The following is a 15371-nucleotide window of genomic DNA, read 5'->3' as shown; positions in this document are numbered from 1 at the left end:
TCTCCATGCGCTCGTCCGGACGGACGAGCGCCGTTGTATCGCCGGAAGACTTACTGGGTGACCAGCTCGACTGGCGTTTCGATCACGCCATTGACGCCGCTGTCGACTTTTTCGCCCTTGAGGATTTTCAGCGCGGTCTCGATACCGAACACAGCCTGTTTGGCAGCGAACTGATCGGCCGTCGCCAGCACACGACCGTCCTTGAGCATCGGCTTGATCGCGTTGATATTGTCGTAACCGACCACTTGCACCTTGCCCGCCTTGCCGGCAGCACGTACGGCGGAAACAGCGCCAACGGCCATGCTGTCGTTACCCGCCAGCAGCGCTTTCACATCCGGGTATTCGCTGAGAATCGAAGCAGCAACCTTGTTGCCCTTGTCGATCTCCCAGTCACCGGATTGCAAAGAGACAACCTTGATCTGCGCCGCGTCCATCGCATCCTTGAAGCCTGCGGTGCGTTGCTGGGCATTGGTGGTGGTGGATACGCCTTCGATGATGCCGACCTGGTCACCGGCCTTCAGTTGCCTGGCCAGGTATTCGCCGACCAGACGCGCACCTTTGCGGTTGTCCGGACCTACGAATGGCACGCTGATGTTTTTGCTTTTGACGATCTGCGGATCGAGCTGATTGTCGATGTTGATCACGGTGATACCGGCGTCGACGGCTTTCTTGATCACCGGCACCATGGCTTTGGAATCGGAAGGTGCGATGACCAGCGCGTTGACCTTGGCCAGAATCATCTGCTCGACGATACGGGTCTGGCCGGCGGTATCGGTCTCGTCCTTGATGCCGTTGGAGATCAGGTCGAAATCGGCGGAGTGTTCTTTCTGATAGGCCTTGGCGCCGTCTTCCATGGTCAGGAAGAATTCGTTGGCCAGGGATTTCATGACCAGTGCGACTTTGGGTTTTTCCGGGGACTCGGCGAAAGCCGAAGAGACAGGTAGTGCGGCGGCTGCGGCAGCCAGCATAGCGACAGCAAGAAGACGTCCAGCGAATGGCAGCTTCATGGGTTCACTCCGATCTTATGATTATTGTGTGCAACGCTCGCGCTGGCGTAAGCTTCAGCGCTCTCTTCCGGACAATAGTGCACCCGGGAAGCCGCGCAAACGTTTGCGTAGACCGAACTATGCGAATCCCGCCGACATTTGTCAACAATCAGAAATCGTCGTTGAATTGCTGGGCGAATCGTCTGATTCGCCCCTTACTGCTTAGGCCGTGGTGCTGACCAGGTTACCGCTGGTGGAATCCTTGGACATTTCCTTGACCAGCGCCGCCGCCACTTGCATCAGCTCTCCGCTGGTTTGTGCGATCTGCCCCTGAACGGACATGACCGCCTGCGACTTGGCCTCCGGTGTCGGATAGCTTGCCGCCTGAGCCGCAGCCAGTTGCTGTTGCTGCTCCTGCAGTTGCTTCTGCAATTCCTGCATGCGCTTGAGCAACATTTTCACGGTAACGCTCAGACTGTCGCCGCTGTCAGCGCTATCCGCCTGGCTGGCTTCTTGCGCGGGACCACCGGTTCGGACTTGATTGCTCGGTTCTTTTTCAACGCCAAGCGCCTCTTCGGAGGCATCCGCTTCCGCCTGGCTCATTGCATTGATTGTCGCTGCGGTTTTACCGCCGATGGTGACTGAACCGGGATTGGAAAAACCGATCGTCAGTGACATGTGAACTCCCTAAATGAACGTTTTCTTCAACAGCCATCGGCCTGCTGACGGGTTTCTTTAGCAGAAAACCTGAAACCGACAAGCCGTTTCGTTCGACAGGAGGTGTAGTCCCTTTCGGTGAACCGAACGCGAAAGCTTCCTTTGTTCGGAAACCCGGATATTCCATCCACTCAAGAATCCGCCACCTTATAAAATATTGATACAAATCATTAGGTTAAACATTTCTCTAACGCAAAGTACGGCTGGTACAGATCCTGCTCCCTAGCCTGTACCCCGGGCATTCAGATCGGCACGGGGCGCATCTAGATGAACCTGCATCAGCACCGTCTCACTACTAGAGAGAAAAATAATGAAATCTGCTTTCAACACCTTGGTTCCGGGCGCTTTGGCCCTCCTCCTGCTCCTGCCCACCGCCCTCCAGGCAAAAGAAGTCGAAACCCAGACCAAACTCGCCAACGTCGTGGTACTTGCCACTGGCGGCACCATTGCCGGTGCCGGCGCCAGCGCAGCCAACAGCGCCACCTATCAAGCGGCCAAGGTCGGGATTGAACAACTGATCGCCGGTATCCCCGAACTGAGCAAACTGGCGAATGTGCGTGGCGAACAAGTCATGCAGATCGCTTCGGAAAGCATTACCAACGACAACCTGCTGCAACTGGGTCGCCGCGTATCCGAACTGGCCGACAGCAAAGACGTCGATGGCATCGTCATCACCCACGGCACCGATACCCTGGAAGAAACCGCGTACTTCCTGAACCTGGTGGAAAAAACCGACAAGCCGATCATCGTGGTCGGCTCGATGCGTCCGGGCACCGCCATGTCGGCGGACGGCATGCTCAACCTGTACAACGCCGTCGCCGTCGCCAGCAGCAAAGATGCGCGCGGCAAAGGCGTGCTGGTGACCATGAACGATGAGATCCAGTCCGGTCGCGACGTCAGCAAGATGATCAACATCAAGACCGAGGCATTCAAAAGCCCTTGGGGCCCACTGGGCATGGTGGTCGAAGGCAAATCCTACTGGTTCCGCTTGCCGGCCAAACGTCACACCATGGATTCGGAATTCGACATCAAGAACATCAAGAGCCTGCCTGACGTAGAAATCGCCTACTCCTACGGCAACGTCGACGATACCGCCTACAAGGCACTGGCCCAGGCCGGCGCCAAAGCCATCATCCACGCCGGTACCGGCAACGGTTCGGTGTCTTCGCGCGTAGTGCCATCCCTGCAAGCCCTGCGTAAGGATGGCGTGCAGATCATCCGCTCGTCCCACGTCAACGCTGGCGGCTTCGTACTGCGCAACGCCGAACAGCCTGACGACAAGTACGACTGGGTGGTCGCTCACGACCTGAATCCGCAAAAGGCCCGGATCCTGGCCATGGTCGCCCTGACCAAAACCAACGACAGCAAAGAGCTGCAACGGATGTTCTGGGAATATTGATTGACCTCCGCCTGACCCTTTCCGGGTCGGGCAACCTGCTCACCACTCGCTCGCGCGGCGGGTGGTGCTGCCACTTACGCTGAGCGCGACCTTTTCGCACAAAATAATCGACCTGACTTACACCAAAATCGGAAAAGCGCTGTCAGAGGATTTTCTTGAATTTTAAGCAGTTGCGAAAATGCTTACAGTTAAATACTGTATGCACGTACAGCTTAATAAGGATAACCTCGTGGCCACCTCTCCTGATGCTCCTGACGCTTACGAACGCATGGGCATGCGCGTTCAGAAAATCATCAATTCCCCTACCGCACAAAAAGCCAAAGCCGCCTTGATCTTCCGTCTGCCGGACGAGCCTGTGGATGCATGGGAGCAACTGCTCGAGGAAATCGACGAGAACGACAACGTCACACTCGCCTATCGCGACGATGGCGGCGTGCAGATTTTTTGGGTTGTGCCGAAGGAAGATTGATTCAATGAGTGTCCGCTGTTTTGCTTTGCTGTTGTTGTTCATCGCCTGTAGCGCCCAGGCTGGCGCGCCCCGTACTTTTACCGAGGCCAAGAAAGTCGCCTGGAAACTCTATGCACCGCAGTCCACCGAGTTTTACTGCGGGTGCAAGTACACCGGCAACAAGGTGGATTTGAAGGCGTGCGGTTACGTGCCGCGCAAAAATGCCAAGCGGGCCTCGCGCATCGAATGGGAACATATCGTCCCGGCGTGGGAATTCGGCCACCAGCGTCAATGCTGGCAATCGGGCGGGCGCAAGAACTGCACCCGTTATGACCCTGGTTACCAGAAAGCCGAAGCCGACCTGCACAACCTGGTGCCGAGCATTGGCGAGGTCAACGGTGACCGCAGCAACTTCAGTTATGGCTGGCTGCCGGTGCAATCCGGGCAGTACGGCTCGTGCCTGACTCAAGTCGATTTCAAGGCCAAGAAAGTCATGCCGCGCCCGTCGATTCGCGGCATGATCGCGCGCACCTATTTCTACATGAGCAAGCAGTACGGCTTGCGCCTGTCAAAACAGGATCGGCAGTTGTACGAGGCGTGGAACAAGACCTACCCGGTGCAAGACTGGGAGCGCCAGCGTAATCAGAGCGTGGCGTGCGTGATGGGACGTGGCAATGAATTTGTCGGCCCGGTAAACCTCAAAGCCTGCGGCTGATCCTTCAGCCAAAAGAAAAGGCCTCGAACGTAGTGTTCGAGGCCTTTTTTTGTTTTTAGCCGCCCGCTTTGTTGTAGCGCCAGTAGCCCATCAGATTGAGTGACTCGCGAGGGATACCGCACTCCTTGATCAGGTATTTACGCAGACGCATGACTGCCGCGCTTTCTCCGGCAATCCAGCCATAAAATCCTTCAGGGGCCGTGCTGGCAATCTCCCAGAGTATGTCGTTGTCGATATCGACTTCGGCGAGTTCGGCAGCTTGCCCGACCGAGGCATCCTCTGCCGGCAGGAACGCCTGTTGCACTGCCTCTACCATCAGCGCCCCAGCCGCTACTTCTGGCGCCTGATCGCGAACCAGCCACTGCACCGACAGCCCGGGCCAATCCGGCACCAAGAGCATGTCCGGCGCGCTATCCACCTCAAAGTACGCCTGAGTCCGAGGCGGTTCAGCCATGGCCGCCAACTCGTCAAGAATGCCCATGGCGGCCGGCAATGCCGTGGCATCAGCCACCAGCAAAACCTCCTTGAGCAGCTGCGGCGGTTTCCACTCGAACCCTCCGGCGTCCTGCGCGGAAAAACCGCTGTCGGGAGCGAGAATCTGCATCGACGCTCCTGGCTGCGCACGCAACGCCCAGCGCGACGCGGGACCAGTCTCGCCATGCAGGACAAAATCGACATCGACCTCGCCTTGATCAGCGCGCAAATGACGAATGGTGTAAGTGCGCATTGCCGGTCGACGACTCGTCAGCATCGAACGAAAACGCGCGTACCAGCCCTCCTCCTGCGCGAGATTCGCGGGCGTTCCATCTTCGGCAGGGAAAAACAGTTTGACCCGCTGATCCGGCGCCCAGGTGGCCATGCCACCTATCGAAGGGTCGGCGAGCGTGATCCGCATCATGTGCGGACTCAACAGCGTCTTGCGGTGCAGAACCGCATTGAAGAGTTTGTAGGGAGCGGCGGAGGCCATGCGGAGCTCCTTCGAGAAATCGTGATTGACTCGTATAAGACGAATCGCCGGCGATGTCCTTTAGGCCGCTCCGCTGAAAGTGCTGCTTACGGCGCGAGCGGATGCTCGACGAGCACCGACTCGACGTTCTGTTTTTTGGCTTTCACCAATGCCGCATCCACCTCTACCTTGCGAGCTTGCGCTTCGGCCTGGGAGTTGAACGGGCCAATCAGGATCCGCGTCTTGCCGCTGCTGTCCTTGATCACGGTCGGCACAAACGCATGCTCGATCAACCAGCCACTCAGGTCGCTGACAGCCTGAGGTGTTTCGCCACGCACTTCGAGGTCCCATTGCGCAGCGGACGCTGCCGCAGGGGCGGCCGCAACTGCCGTTTTCGGCTTCTGCACGTCTACACTTTTGCCTTCACCACATCCTGCCAATGCCAGTGCCGCGACCATCCAGACCAATTTGCGCACAACGCTTTCCTCGAAAATCACAAAGCGGCGATCTTAACATTCATAAATACTTCGCGAGGCCCGCAAAATGGGCACAAAACAACGAGATTGATGATTGCAGCCTCTGTATAGTTACGCCCTGGGAATTAATGCCGCATCTGCGCGTCAGAAAGAGGCACCCAAACCGTGAGACTTCGCACTAATCTATACGTACCACCGACCTCTGCACTGTCTGAATCAGGTGCCCTACAAAGCAATCAAGGAGAAGACCATGCTGATACTCACCCGCAAAGTCGGTGAAAGCATAAATATTGGTGATGACATTACGATCACCATCCTCGGCGTAAGCGGTCAGCAAGTCCGTATCGGCATCAACGCCCCGAAAAACGTTGCCGTGCACCGTGAAGAGATCTATCAGCGCATTCAGGCTGGCCTGACCGCCCCGGACAAGCCACAAACTCCCTGAGCCGCATTGCAGTCAGTAGCCAGTCCGTTTGCCTTCGCGTAAGACTGGCTAAAGATTCACGCGCCGTACTGCCATCCGCTCCCCAGTCCACTGGGCACGGCGCCTGACACATTCCCCTTCTCCGCTTATTCGCTCCCGCCCCCCTCTCCTGCAGCGCGATACTACCCGCGACTGCCAGGCCTGGCTGTCAGACATTTCCGAGAGAACACAGGGAATTGCTCCTTGTTAGCCGAACGTCACGCCGCGCGCCATGCCGGTAGCTGCAATCACCATCAGCACCAACAGCAGCGCCTCGACATGGCTGATCCGCGCATACAGCTTTGCACGCCCGGTATCGAGCGCCTTGCCCCGCGCCAACGCGATCCGCCATTTGATCAGCGTGATCATCGGCGCCAGCTCTGCCAGCAGAATCAGCACAAACAACGTCATCTTCAAATGAAACAGCGGCTGGTGCAGATAGTAGTCAGTGCCCTTTTCAAAGCCGCCGAACGCGCGCATGCCTCCGGTGACCAGCAACACCAGCGCGGCAATCCCCCACAGATTATCGGCGAGCAAAACCCGCTTTGCCTCACCGACGCCGGCCGCCAGACGACTGAATACCGTGCCACGGGTCAACACGGCCCAAAAGCCCAAGGCAAAAGCCAAGAGATGAATAGCGGCAAGCAACCAATGAACCAGCATTGACGAACTCCTTTGAGAAAGCCCTGAAAACGCCAGTCAGTAGTAGTCGAAAAAAACCGGTTTCGCCCACGCATAGCAGTGGGGCTGGAAAGCTTCGCGCAGGAAGCAAGGGGAAAGAGCGGGGAATCCGCCAAATCGCAGGCAAAAAAAATCCCAAGCAGCTGATGGAAGCTTGGGATTTAAAAATGCATAAACCGTGGTGGTGAACGCGGGACGAATGTTACTGAACTTCACGGACAGCAACAACATTTTTTTGATAACCGGTCAGTTAAAAACGCCGGTAACCCGTTCAATATCCACACTTTTTCGACGGATCAAAAAAAACACAAAAAGCCATATCAGTAGATCGTGTTATTTCGAAACACGCTAAGCACAGAGGTAACGACAGAGGTGAAGGTGTCGAGCGGAACATCTGGAGCGGGTGTTGTTGAGGTAAGCGCCGAACTGGCGTTCTGAGGGGGCTTTGCAAATCGACAACAAAAAAGGGCCCACCTTTCGGTGGGCCCTTCCAGACCGCCCAGCAGAGCGGATTTTGTTTGGTAGGCGCGATTGGACTCGAACCAACGACCCCCACCATGTCAAGGTGGTGCTCTAACCAACTGAGCTACGTGCCTGCTGTGAGGCGGCATTCTACGGAATTCCGGAGGGGTGTCAACACCTTTTTTTCACCTAACCCTATGAATATGCAAAATATTTAATTTCGGGTCGGGGAAGAAGATTTTTCCGGTGGCTGGCGGAGGTTTTTCAACTCGGGTAGGATCGGCGCACTCGTAAAATATATTAAACAGAGGCGGCAGGATGGCGAACACCCCTTACCCAGAGTCTTATTACGCTGCGTCGGCCAATGCCGTACCGCCACGTCCGGTCTTGCAGGATGATGTGGAGACAGATGTCTGTGTGATCGGCGCCGGGTACACCGGGCTGTCCTCGGCATTGTTTCTGTTGGAGAACGGTTTTCGCGTGACGGTACTGGAAGCGGCCAAGGTCGGCTTCGGTGCCTCGGGGCGTAATGGCGGGCAGATCGTCAATAGCTACAGTCGCGACATCGACGTCATTGAGCGCACCGTTGGCCCGAAGCAGGCACAACTGCTCGGGCAAATGGCCTTCGAAGGCGGCCGGATCATTCGTGAGCGCGTGGCCAAGTACAACATCCAGTGCGACCTGAAGGACGGCGGCGTGTTCGCCGCCCTCTCTGCCAAGCAGATGGGTCACCTGGAATCGCAGAAGCGCCTGTGGGAGCGCTTCGGCCACACACAACTGGAGCTGCTCGATCAGCGCCGCATTCGCGAAGTGGTGGCCTGCGATCAATACGTCGGCGGCATGCTCGACATGAGCGGCGGCCACATTCATCCGCTGAACCTGGCGCTCGGTGAAGCCGCCGCGGTCAAGTCCCTCGGCGGCACCCTCTACGAGCAATCGCCAGCCGTGCGCATCGAGCGCGGTGCCAACCCGGTGGTGCACACGCCGCAAGGTAAGGTCAGGGCCAAGTTCATCATCGTCGCCGGCAACGCCTACCTCGGTAATCTGGTGCCGGAACTGGCAGCCAAATCGATGCCGTGCGGCACTCAGGTGATCACCACCGAACCGTTGGGCGATGAGCTGGCGAAAACTCTGTTGCCGCAGGATTACTGCGTCGAAGACTGCAACTACCTGCTCGACTACTACCGACTGACCGGCGACAAGCGCCTGATCTTCGGTGGCGGCGTGGTTTACGGTGCGCGGGATCCGGCGAACATCGAAGCGATCATCCGCCCGAAAATGCTCAAGGCTTTCCCGCAACTCAAAGACGTGAAGATCGACTACGCCTGGACCGGCAATTTCCTGCTGACCCTGTCGCGCCTGCCGCAGGTTGGGCGCTTGGGCGACAACATTTATTACTCGCAAGGCTGCAGCGGCCACGGCGTCACCTACACGCATCTGGCCGGCAAAGTGCTGGCCGAGGCATTGCGTGGTCAGGCTGAGCGTTTTGATGCGTTTGCCGATCTGCCGCACTATCCGTTCCCGGGCGGGCAGTTGCTGCGCACGCCCTTTGCGGCGTTGGGTGCGTGGTATTACGGGTTGCGTGACAAACTGGGTTTCTGATCAGTTTTCTTGACTGACACACAACTGTGGCGAGGGAGCTTGCTCCCGCCGGGTCGCGCAGCGGCCCCTCTTTTATCTAGAAAGAAGGCCTGCTGCGCAGTCCAGCGGGAGCAAGCTCCCTCGCCACAAATATTTGCAGAATCCAGATCAGAGCCGATCCCGAGCAATCCCGCCTCGAATCCGCAAGATATCCGCCAGCACCGCCAAAGCAATCTCCGCCGGTGTCTTGCTGCCCAGGTTAAGACCGATCGGCGCATGAATCCGCGCCAGCTCAACCTCCCCCAGCCCACCAATCCTGCGCAAGCGTTCGAAGCGTTTCTGCGAAGTCTGCTGCGAGCCCATGACGCCGATGTAAAACGCCTCGGTGCGCACCGCTTCCATCATCGCCAGATCGTCGATGCGCGGATCATGGGTCAGCGCCACCACCGCGGTATCGCGATGACAACCGCCGTCGGCGATGAACACTGACGGCAACTGTCGACGAATCTCCACGCCATTCAGCACCACACCTTCGAGCACTTCATCACGTGGATCGCAGAGAATCACTTCGAAGCCGAGACCCACCGCGAACTCGGCACAGGCCTGCGCCACGCTGGAGTAACCCGCCAGCAGCAAGCGCTGGGCGGCGCCAATGCGAATCCGCACCCGGTCGATCTCACGCTCGATGCGCGCACCCTGCTCGCGATCAGCAAACAGCGCACGCGCACCGCTGGCCAGGTCGACCTCGCGAATCAAACGGCGCTGACCGAGCAACGCTGACTCGAGCTCACGCAGATGCGCCTGCACCTCGCAATCGGCGTCAAATTTCTCTACCAGCACGTCGAGAATGCCGCCACAGGGCAGGCTGACCCGCGAGCGCGGATCATCGCCTTCGCCGTAACGCACCACGTTGACCGCATCGAGAAACGCGCCCTCAGCGACGCGCTCAAGGAAATCTTCCTCGACACAGCCGCCAGACAGCGACCCGATCCACTGGCCGTTATCGTTCACCGCCAGCAGCGAACCCGGCGCACGCGGCGCCGAGCCGTAAGTGGTCAGCACCGTGCAGAGCCAGATGCGCTGTCCCGCTACCGACCACTCCAGTGCCCGCCGCACAACCTGCAGATCGAGATGCTGCATGTCAGTGCGCCTTGTGCTCGACGGCCGGAGCGTCAGCCTGCAGTTTCTGCACGTCGCTCACCGCCAACTCTGCCGACTGGCCACCCCAGCCTTGACGCAGGTAGTTGAGCAGATCGGTCAGTTGCTCAGGCTTGAGTTTGTCGGCGAAACCCGGCATTGGCTGCATGTGTTCGAACCCGGCGAATTTCTGCTCGCCGATGCCGTCCTCGATCACCCGCAGCAGATTGCGCGGATCTTCCAGACGCAGCATGGTGTTGCCGCGCATGGCCACGGCGATGTGCGGCTTGCCTTCACCACCGGCAGCATGGCAACCGGCGCAGACGTTCAAATATTCCTGACGGCCGCGCTGGGCGCTCGGGCTGAGTGTGTCCAGCGACACTTCAGTCAGCTCTTTTGCCACTGGCGGCTTGTCGCCAAGCAGGAACGTCGCCATCGCCGCCAGATCCTGATCGTTCAGGCCTTGGGTGCTGTTGTGGAACACCGGGAACATCTCGTTGAACATCGTGCCCTGAGCGCTCATGCCGTGCTTGAGGAACGTGCTCAAGTCCTGCTGATTCCAGCCGCGCGCCGCCAGATCGGTGGCGAGCAGGCTCGGTGCCAGGTAACCGTTGAGGATGCCGCCGGTCAGGCGCTTGTCCAGTTGCATCGCGCCCGGCAGGCCGCGTGGCGTGTGGCATTCACCGCAGTGACCGAGCACCTCGACCATGTACTGGCCGCGCTTCCAGGCTTCGCTTTTGCCTTCGCCCGACTCGAGCTTCAAGGCCTTGCCGTACAGCAGGTTCCAGCCGATCAGGCCCGGACGCACGTTGAACGGAAAGCTCAGGCTGGTGACCGGCGCGGCACGCTCGATCGGCTCGATGGTTTTCAGGTATGCATGAATCGCATCCGAGTCTTCCCGCGGCACCAGGTGATACGAGGTGTACGGCATCGCCGGATACAGGTTTGCCCCGTCGCGACGCTTGCCTTCGGTCAGCGCAGAGAAGAATTCGTCATCGCTGTACAGACCGATGCCGTGCTCTTTGCTCGGGGTGATGTTGGTGCCGTAGATCGTGCCGAACGGCGAGACGATCGGTAGTCCGCCAGCAAACGGCGCGCCACCGGGCGCAGTGTGGCACGCCATGCAGTCGGCAGCGCGGGCGAGGTATTCGCCGCGCTTGACCTGATCATCAGCGTGAGCAAACAACACCGGCGCAGCCAGCCCGACCGCCAGGGTCAGGCGGGTCAATAGATGCTTCATGCTTAACCCTCCTTGACCAGGCCGAGATCGGTCAGCACGTTGCGGGTGGCGTTGTAGTAACGCACGTACCCGGTGCAACGGCAGATGTGGTGGCCGAGGCTGTCCTCGATGACTTTTTCCAGCTGGCTTTTGACGATCGGCTGGCGCTGCAGCCTCTCCACCAGCACCGTCGCGGCGTTGACGAAGCCAGGCGCGCAGTAGCTGCACTGGAAGGCGAATTCGTCGACGAAACGCTGCTGGATCGGGTTCAGCTCAGTGACCTGACCGCTCTCATCACGCTTGGCGTGACTTTCGATGGTGCGCACTTTCTTGCCTTCGAAGTAATGCGCGCCGGTGATGCAGGTGCGCACTTCTTCACTGGTGCCGTCCGGATTGTCGACGATCACCACGCAGGCATGGCAAATGCCCTGGCCGCAGCCCAGGCGCGAACCGGTGAGGTTCTTGTATTCGTGCAGGTAGTCGATCATCGGCAGGTCATCAGGGATGTCCACCGGACCGACGGATTGACCATTGAGGGTCAGTTGAAGCGGACGGTTAGCCATTGAGGGCCTCCTTGATGCGCGCAGCAGTGATTGGCAGATCGCGAACACGTTTACCGATGGCGTGCGCCACGGCGTTACCGATGGCACCGACCACCGGGATCATCACCACTTCGGCGATGCCTTTGGACGGATCGCTTGGCGACAGCGGCGGCAGAATCTCCGCAGTCTGCTTCCACACCGCCACGTGACGGGCCATCGGCAGGCGATAACGGTTGAAGTTCCAGTCACCCTCCCCCGGCCCGCCTTCGTACAGCGGCATCTCTTCCATCAGCGCGTGACCGATGCCCATGGCGATCCCGCCTTCCAGCTGGCCCTTGACCAGTTCTTCGACCAACACCCGACCGCACTCGACCCACGAATGGTGATTGAGCACTTCGACTTCCGCCGAGCCTTTATTGACCTTCAATTCCACCAAGGTGGCCACCGGGCTGTAGTAAGTCACCGCAGCGTTGTTCAACTGAACCACCGGGTAGTTGATGTTCTGGCGATCCAGCAGGTGGAAACCTGCCGTGCTCATCAACGCTTTCTTCGCCTTCGGCGCGCCATCGCCGTACTTCACCGCCAGACCGTCGAGCGGCAGACGCTCACGCACGCCGTCGATGCTGTATTCGGCCTCGGCCCAGCTCCAGCGGTTGAACGCGTGAACGGTGGCGCCGGTCACCAGACCACGCTCGTGAGCGCGCCTGGCCAGCTCTTCGAAGCTCAACGGCTGCATGCCGTTGGCGGTGAGCTTGCCGTCGACCCAATGCGCATCTTCACGACGCACTACGTAAGGGTTGGCTTGACCGCCGTAAGGGCCCTGACGCCAGATTTCCATGGCCGCCGGCCACAAGCCATTGTTAAACAGCACGCGCGCCGCTTCACGGGTGGCGTGACTGAAGTAGTAGGCCGAGTTCGTCGCGGACGAAGCCGAGGCCAATTTGCCAACCCAGCGTGGATTGCGCAGCAGGTTGTCCTGTTCGGCCTGGCTCATGATGTAAGGGTTGCCGCTGGTGATCAGCTGCATTTCCTTCCATTCGGTTTCGCCGGTCTTGACGTCGTGCGCCGGACTGCCGAGGAAATCAGCCACCACCAGCGCTTGCGAAGTGGACATGCCGGTGCCGATTTCGATACCGATGTGGCGCAGGGTGATGCGACCTTCAGCAGTGAACTCGATGCTGGCCATCGGCGCTTCGGAACCAGTGCCGAAGTCTTTCTGGCAAATGGCAAAACCCACGCCGTACCAGTTGTCCGGGTCGGCGGCTTCGCGCTGTTTCTTGATCGCGTCGCGGTTTTTCCAGACTTCGTGCGCCGAGGCCTTGTCGAGAATCTCGTGCAGGCGCAGAGCACCCGCCGGGATCGCGCCCTGGGTATTTTTCATCCCCGAACGCAAGGCGTTCTTGCGACGCAGATCAATCGCGTCAACACCAAGGCGGTTGGCGATTTCGTCGACCATCATTTCGGTCGAGGCCATGCTTTGCAGGGTGCCGTAACCGCGCATCGAACCCGCCTCAACGCCACGCGAGTGGTATGCGGTGACCTGCAGATCGTTCTGCGGCATGTAATAGATCGACTGCGCTGCCGTGGCTCCAACTGCCGCCACCGACGGGCTGTAGTTGATGCGACCGCCACCGTCGACGCTCATCTCGGCGCGGAAAATCTTGAAGCTGTAGTCGTGCTTGTCCACTGCGAGCTGGTAGCGGATGTCGAACGGGTGGCGCTTGATGCCGCTCTGGAACTGCTCGTAGCGGTCGTTGGCCAGACGGATCGGCACACCGGCGCCATACAGCGCAGCGAGGGCCGCGTAGTAGACGAAGATGTTGTGGTCTTTGGAACCGTAGCCCACGGTGTAACCCGGGTGCATGTTCAGGTTAGCCAGGCCGAAGCGCGACGGCGCGATCATTTTCGCCGTTTCGGTCGCGGCTTCCAGCGGGCACTGAGTGGCGACCACGAAGTGCAGGGTCTTGGTTTTCGGGTCGTACCAGCCGTTGCCGTTGTCCGGTTCCATCGCGGCCGGTTCGATCGACGGGGTCTTGTAGCGCTCGTCGAACACCAGCCAGTTGTCCGGCGGCGTGTCGATCTCTTTCTTCATGCGGTCGGCGTAGAACAGGCCGCGCTCGGTCAGATTGCCGTGCAAATTCGGCTGGGAATTCCACACCGGGCGCCGGTTCTTCAGCATCGGGAACAGGATCGAGTCTTTCAGGCTGGCGAATTCGTCTTCGTCGGCCGAGGTCGGGCCGCCCACGCGCACGTAACGGAAGCTGCCATAGGGGTCGCCTTCGTAGTACGGCACTTGTGCACCGTAACGAATCGCCTTGTCATTGAATTTGAGTTTGTTCTTGGCCTGACGGAAACGCTCGAAATCGTTCCAGATCAGGATCGCCACCGGGTGACCGATGAACATCGGCACTTTGCCTTCCGGCAGCAATGGGTCCGGTGCGTGTTCTTCCGGGAAGACGATGCCGTCCTTCTCCAGATCGGCCGCGGTGACGATGCGGTCAGGTTGCAAGTCGGCGCCGAGCCACGACAGGTCGTAGCCTTCGTAGATTCGGTCGGCCTTGATGGTTTTCAGCAGCATGGCGTGGCCTTGCTGTTCAGGCCAGCCCGGCATGTCCTTGGAGCGAATGTCGCGGGCAAACACTTTGCTGCCGCAGACCTTGGACAGGGCATCGTTACGTTGGCGTGCCTTGCCGTTGTTGCCGAGCCACTTCTCGGACGGCACGGTTACGCTGTTTTCCATCAAGGCAGCCAGCGCCTGACTGCTGAGCGGCGTGAGCGTGACGCTCACACCCGCCACCAGCCCGCCCTGGAGGAACGAGCGCCGGGATATATCACGGTTGGACATGGATCATCCTCTGGGCGGTTATGTGTCCGCCCTTCTGGTTATCTACTGGGGATCTCGAGTCTTGCAGAAGCCCTTTTTGGCGAAACAAAGGGCGTGTTGACAGTGCAAAGCTGACCGAAAGGTTAACTTTAAAGGTTTCTGAGCGTCCGGCAAACAACCAGTTACAAAAATTTGACTAAAGAATCAAAAAATCAATGCGACGTGGTACCGCATGAGGTCGATTGCCCCCCGCCATAAACTCGCTCATGCAATCGCCTATTCCATGTAGGAGCTGTCGAATGAAACGAGGCTGCGATCTTTTGATCCTGTTTCTGCGATCAAGAGCAAAAGATCGCAGCGTGCCGCAGCTCCTACAGGGATTTGTGCAGGACTGGGTAATGAAGGGAGAGCAGGTCAAATTTCAGACACAAAAAACCCCGGTCTTGCGACCAGGGTCTTTGCTATCGATTCCGAAACAACCAGCGGTTGCTTTCGGTGTTTCAAGGCGTTCAGTGATCCTTGAAACAGATATGGCGCAGCGGACGGGACTCGAACCCGCGACCCCCGGCGTGACAGGCCGGTATTCTAACCGACTGAACTACCGCTGCGTATCGCTTTGAGCTTGCGCTCAAGTAACTCGTTTTGACTGAAAGCTTCGGTGCTTTTCAATCGCGAACCAGACAGTGTCTGACTCGTAAAATATGGCGCAGCGGACGGGACTCGAACCCGCGACCCCCGGCGTGACAGGCCGGTATTCTAACCGACTGAACTACCG

14 protein-coding genes and 2 tRNA genes are annotated in these 15371 nt (G+C 58.8%); 5 read left to right on the top strand and 11 right to left on the bottom strand.

What is annotated here, in order from left to right:
- Positions 1 to 50 precede the first annotated feature (50 nt).
- On the bottom strand, positions 51 to 1007 hold the full coding sequence (locus tag BW33_RS04695; protein ID WP_047597378.1) for a sugar ABC transporter substrate-binding protein: 957 nt from the start codon (positions 1005 to 1007) through the stop codon (positions 51 to 53).
- A gap of 201 nt (positions 1008 to 1208) precedes the next feature.
- On the bottom strand, positions 1209 to 1664 hold the full coding sequence (locus tag BW33_RS04690; protein ID WP_047597377.1) for a hypothetical protein: 456 nt from the start codon (positions 1662 to 1664) through the stop codon (positions 1209 to 1211).
- Positions 1665 to 2013: 349 nt separating this feature from the next.
- On the opposite strand from BW33_RS04690, the gene BW33_RS04685 reads away from it, so the two are divergent.
- The 3 genes from BW33_RS04685 (at position 2014) to BW33_RS04675 (ending at position 4265) form a co-directional block, all read left to right on the top strand.
- A complete protein-coding gene (locus tag BW33_RS04685) occupies positions 2014 to 3102 on the top strand; it encodes an asparaginase (RefSeq protein WP_047597376.1) in 1089 nt (362 codons plus the stop codon).
- A 178-nt stretch (positions 3103 to 3280) separates the two neighbouring features.
- Positions 3281 to 3571 carry a DUF1654 domain-containing protein gene (locus BW33_RS04680; protein ID WP_003226395.1) on the top strand — a complete coding sequence of 97 codons (291 nt, stop codon included), beginning with the start codon at positions 3281 to 3283 and terminating at the stop codon, positions 3569 to 3571.
- Between the two features lie 4 nt (positions 3572 to 3575).
- Entirely contained in the window at positions 3576 to 4265 is a 690-nt protein-coding gene (locus BW33_RS04675) for an endonuclease (RefSeq protein ID WP_047597374.1), read from the top strand.
- A gap of 55 nt (positions 4266 to 4320) precedes the next feature.
- Here BW33_RS04675 and BW33_RS04670 read toward each other — a convergent pair whose 3' ends face one another.
- Entirely contained in the window at positions 4321 to 5232 is a 912-nt protein-coding gene (locus BW33_RS04670; RefSeq protein WP_047597373.1) for a siderophore-interacting protein, read from the bottom strand.
- Between the two features lie 86 nt (positions 5233 to 5318).
- Positions 5319 to 5687, bottom strand: a complete 369-nt coding sequence (locus BW33_RS04665; RefSeq protein ID WP_047597371.1) for an SPOR domain-containing protein — start codon at positions 5685 to 5687, stop codon at positions 5319 to 5321.
- A gap of 250 nt (positions 5688 to 5937) precedes the next feature.
- Here BW33_RS04665 and csrA point away from each other — a divergent pair, with 250 nt between their 5' ends.
- Positions 5938 to 6132 (top strand): carbon storage regulator CsrA, encoded by a 195-nt coding sequence (csrA, locus tag BW33_RS04660; protein WP_003179932.1) that lies wholly within the window; start codon positions 5938 to 5940, stop codon positions 6130 to 6132.
- 225 nt (positions 6133 to 6357) lie between these two features.
- Here csrA and BW33_RS04655 read toward each other — a convergent pair whose 3' ends face one another.
- Both BW33_RS04655 and BW33_RS04650 read right to left on the bottom strand, forming a co-directional pair.
- On the bottom strand, positions 6358 to 6813 hold the full coding sequence (locus tag BW33_RS04655; RefSeq protein ID WP_047597370.1) for a DUF2214 family protein: 456 nt from the start codon (positions 6811 to 6813) through the stop codon (positions 6358 to 6360).
- A 537-nt stretch (positions 6814 to 7350) separates the two neighbouring features.
- Positions 7351 to 7427 (bottom strand) — tRNA-Val (locus tag BW33_RS04650).
- 184 nt (positions 7428 to 7611) lie between these two features.
- On the opposite strand from BW33_RS04650, the gene BW33_RS04645 reads away from it, so the two are divergent.
- The gene (locus BW33_RS04645) at positions 7612 to 8895 is read left to right on the top strand and encodes an NAD(P)/FAD-dependent oxidoreductase (RefSeq protein ID WP_047597369.1); all 1284 of its coding nucleotides are present in this window, start codon (positions 7612 to 7614) and stop codon (positions 8893 to 8895) included.
- A gap of 147 nt (positions 8896 to 9042) precedes the next feature.
- On the opposite strand, the gene BW33_RS04640 is transcribed toward BW33_RS04645, so the two are convergent.
- The 5 genes from BW33_RS04640 to BW33_RS04620 all read right to left on the bottom strand — a co-directional run bounded on the left by BW33_RS04640 (position 9043) and on the right by BW33_RS04620 (position 15204).
- On the bottom strand, positions 9043 to 10014 hold the full coding sequence (locus BW33_RS04640) for an XdhC family protein (RefSeq protein ID WP_047597368.1): 972 nt from the start codon (positions 10012 to 10014) through the stop codon (positions 9043 to 9045).
- A gap of 1 nt (position 10015) precedes the next feature.
- A complete protein-coding gene (locus BW33_RS04635; RefSeq protein WP_047597367.1) occupies positions 10016 to 11251 on the bottom strand; it encodes a cytochrome c in 1236 nt (411 codons plus the stop codon).
- 2 nt (positions 11252 to 11253) lie between these two features.
- Positions 11254 to 11793: a (2Fe-2S)-binding protein gene (locus tag BW33_RS04630; RefSeq protein ID WP_047597366.1), complete on the bottom strand. Its 540-nt coding sequence runs from the start codon at positions 11791 to 11793 to the stop codon at positions 11254 to 11256.
- Positions 11786 to 14617, bottom strand: a complete 2832-nt coding sequence (locus BW33_RS04625) for a xanthine dehydrogenase family protein molybdopterin-binding subunit (RefSeq protein WP_047597365.1) — start codon at positions 14615 to 14617, stop codon at positions 11786 to 11788. The genes BW33_RS04630 and BW33_RS04625 overlap by 8 nt, the downstream gene beginning before the upstream one ends.
- A 510-nt stretch (positions 14618 to 15127) precedes the next feature.
- Positions 15128 to 15204: transfer RNA gene (locus BW33_RS04620), tRNA-Asp, on the bottom strand.
- Positions 15205 to 15371: the final 167 nt, after the last annotated feature.

Origin of the sequence: Pseudomonas sp. RIT288, assembly GCF_000631985.1 — a bacterium.
Taxonomy (GTDB): Bacteria; Pseudomonadota; Gammaproteobacteria; order Pseudomonadales; family Pseudomonadaceae; genus Aquipseudomonas.
The sequence above is the reverse complement of the archived record's forward strand: the minus strand, read 5'-3'. Positions and strand labels throughout refer to the sequence as shown.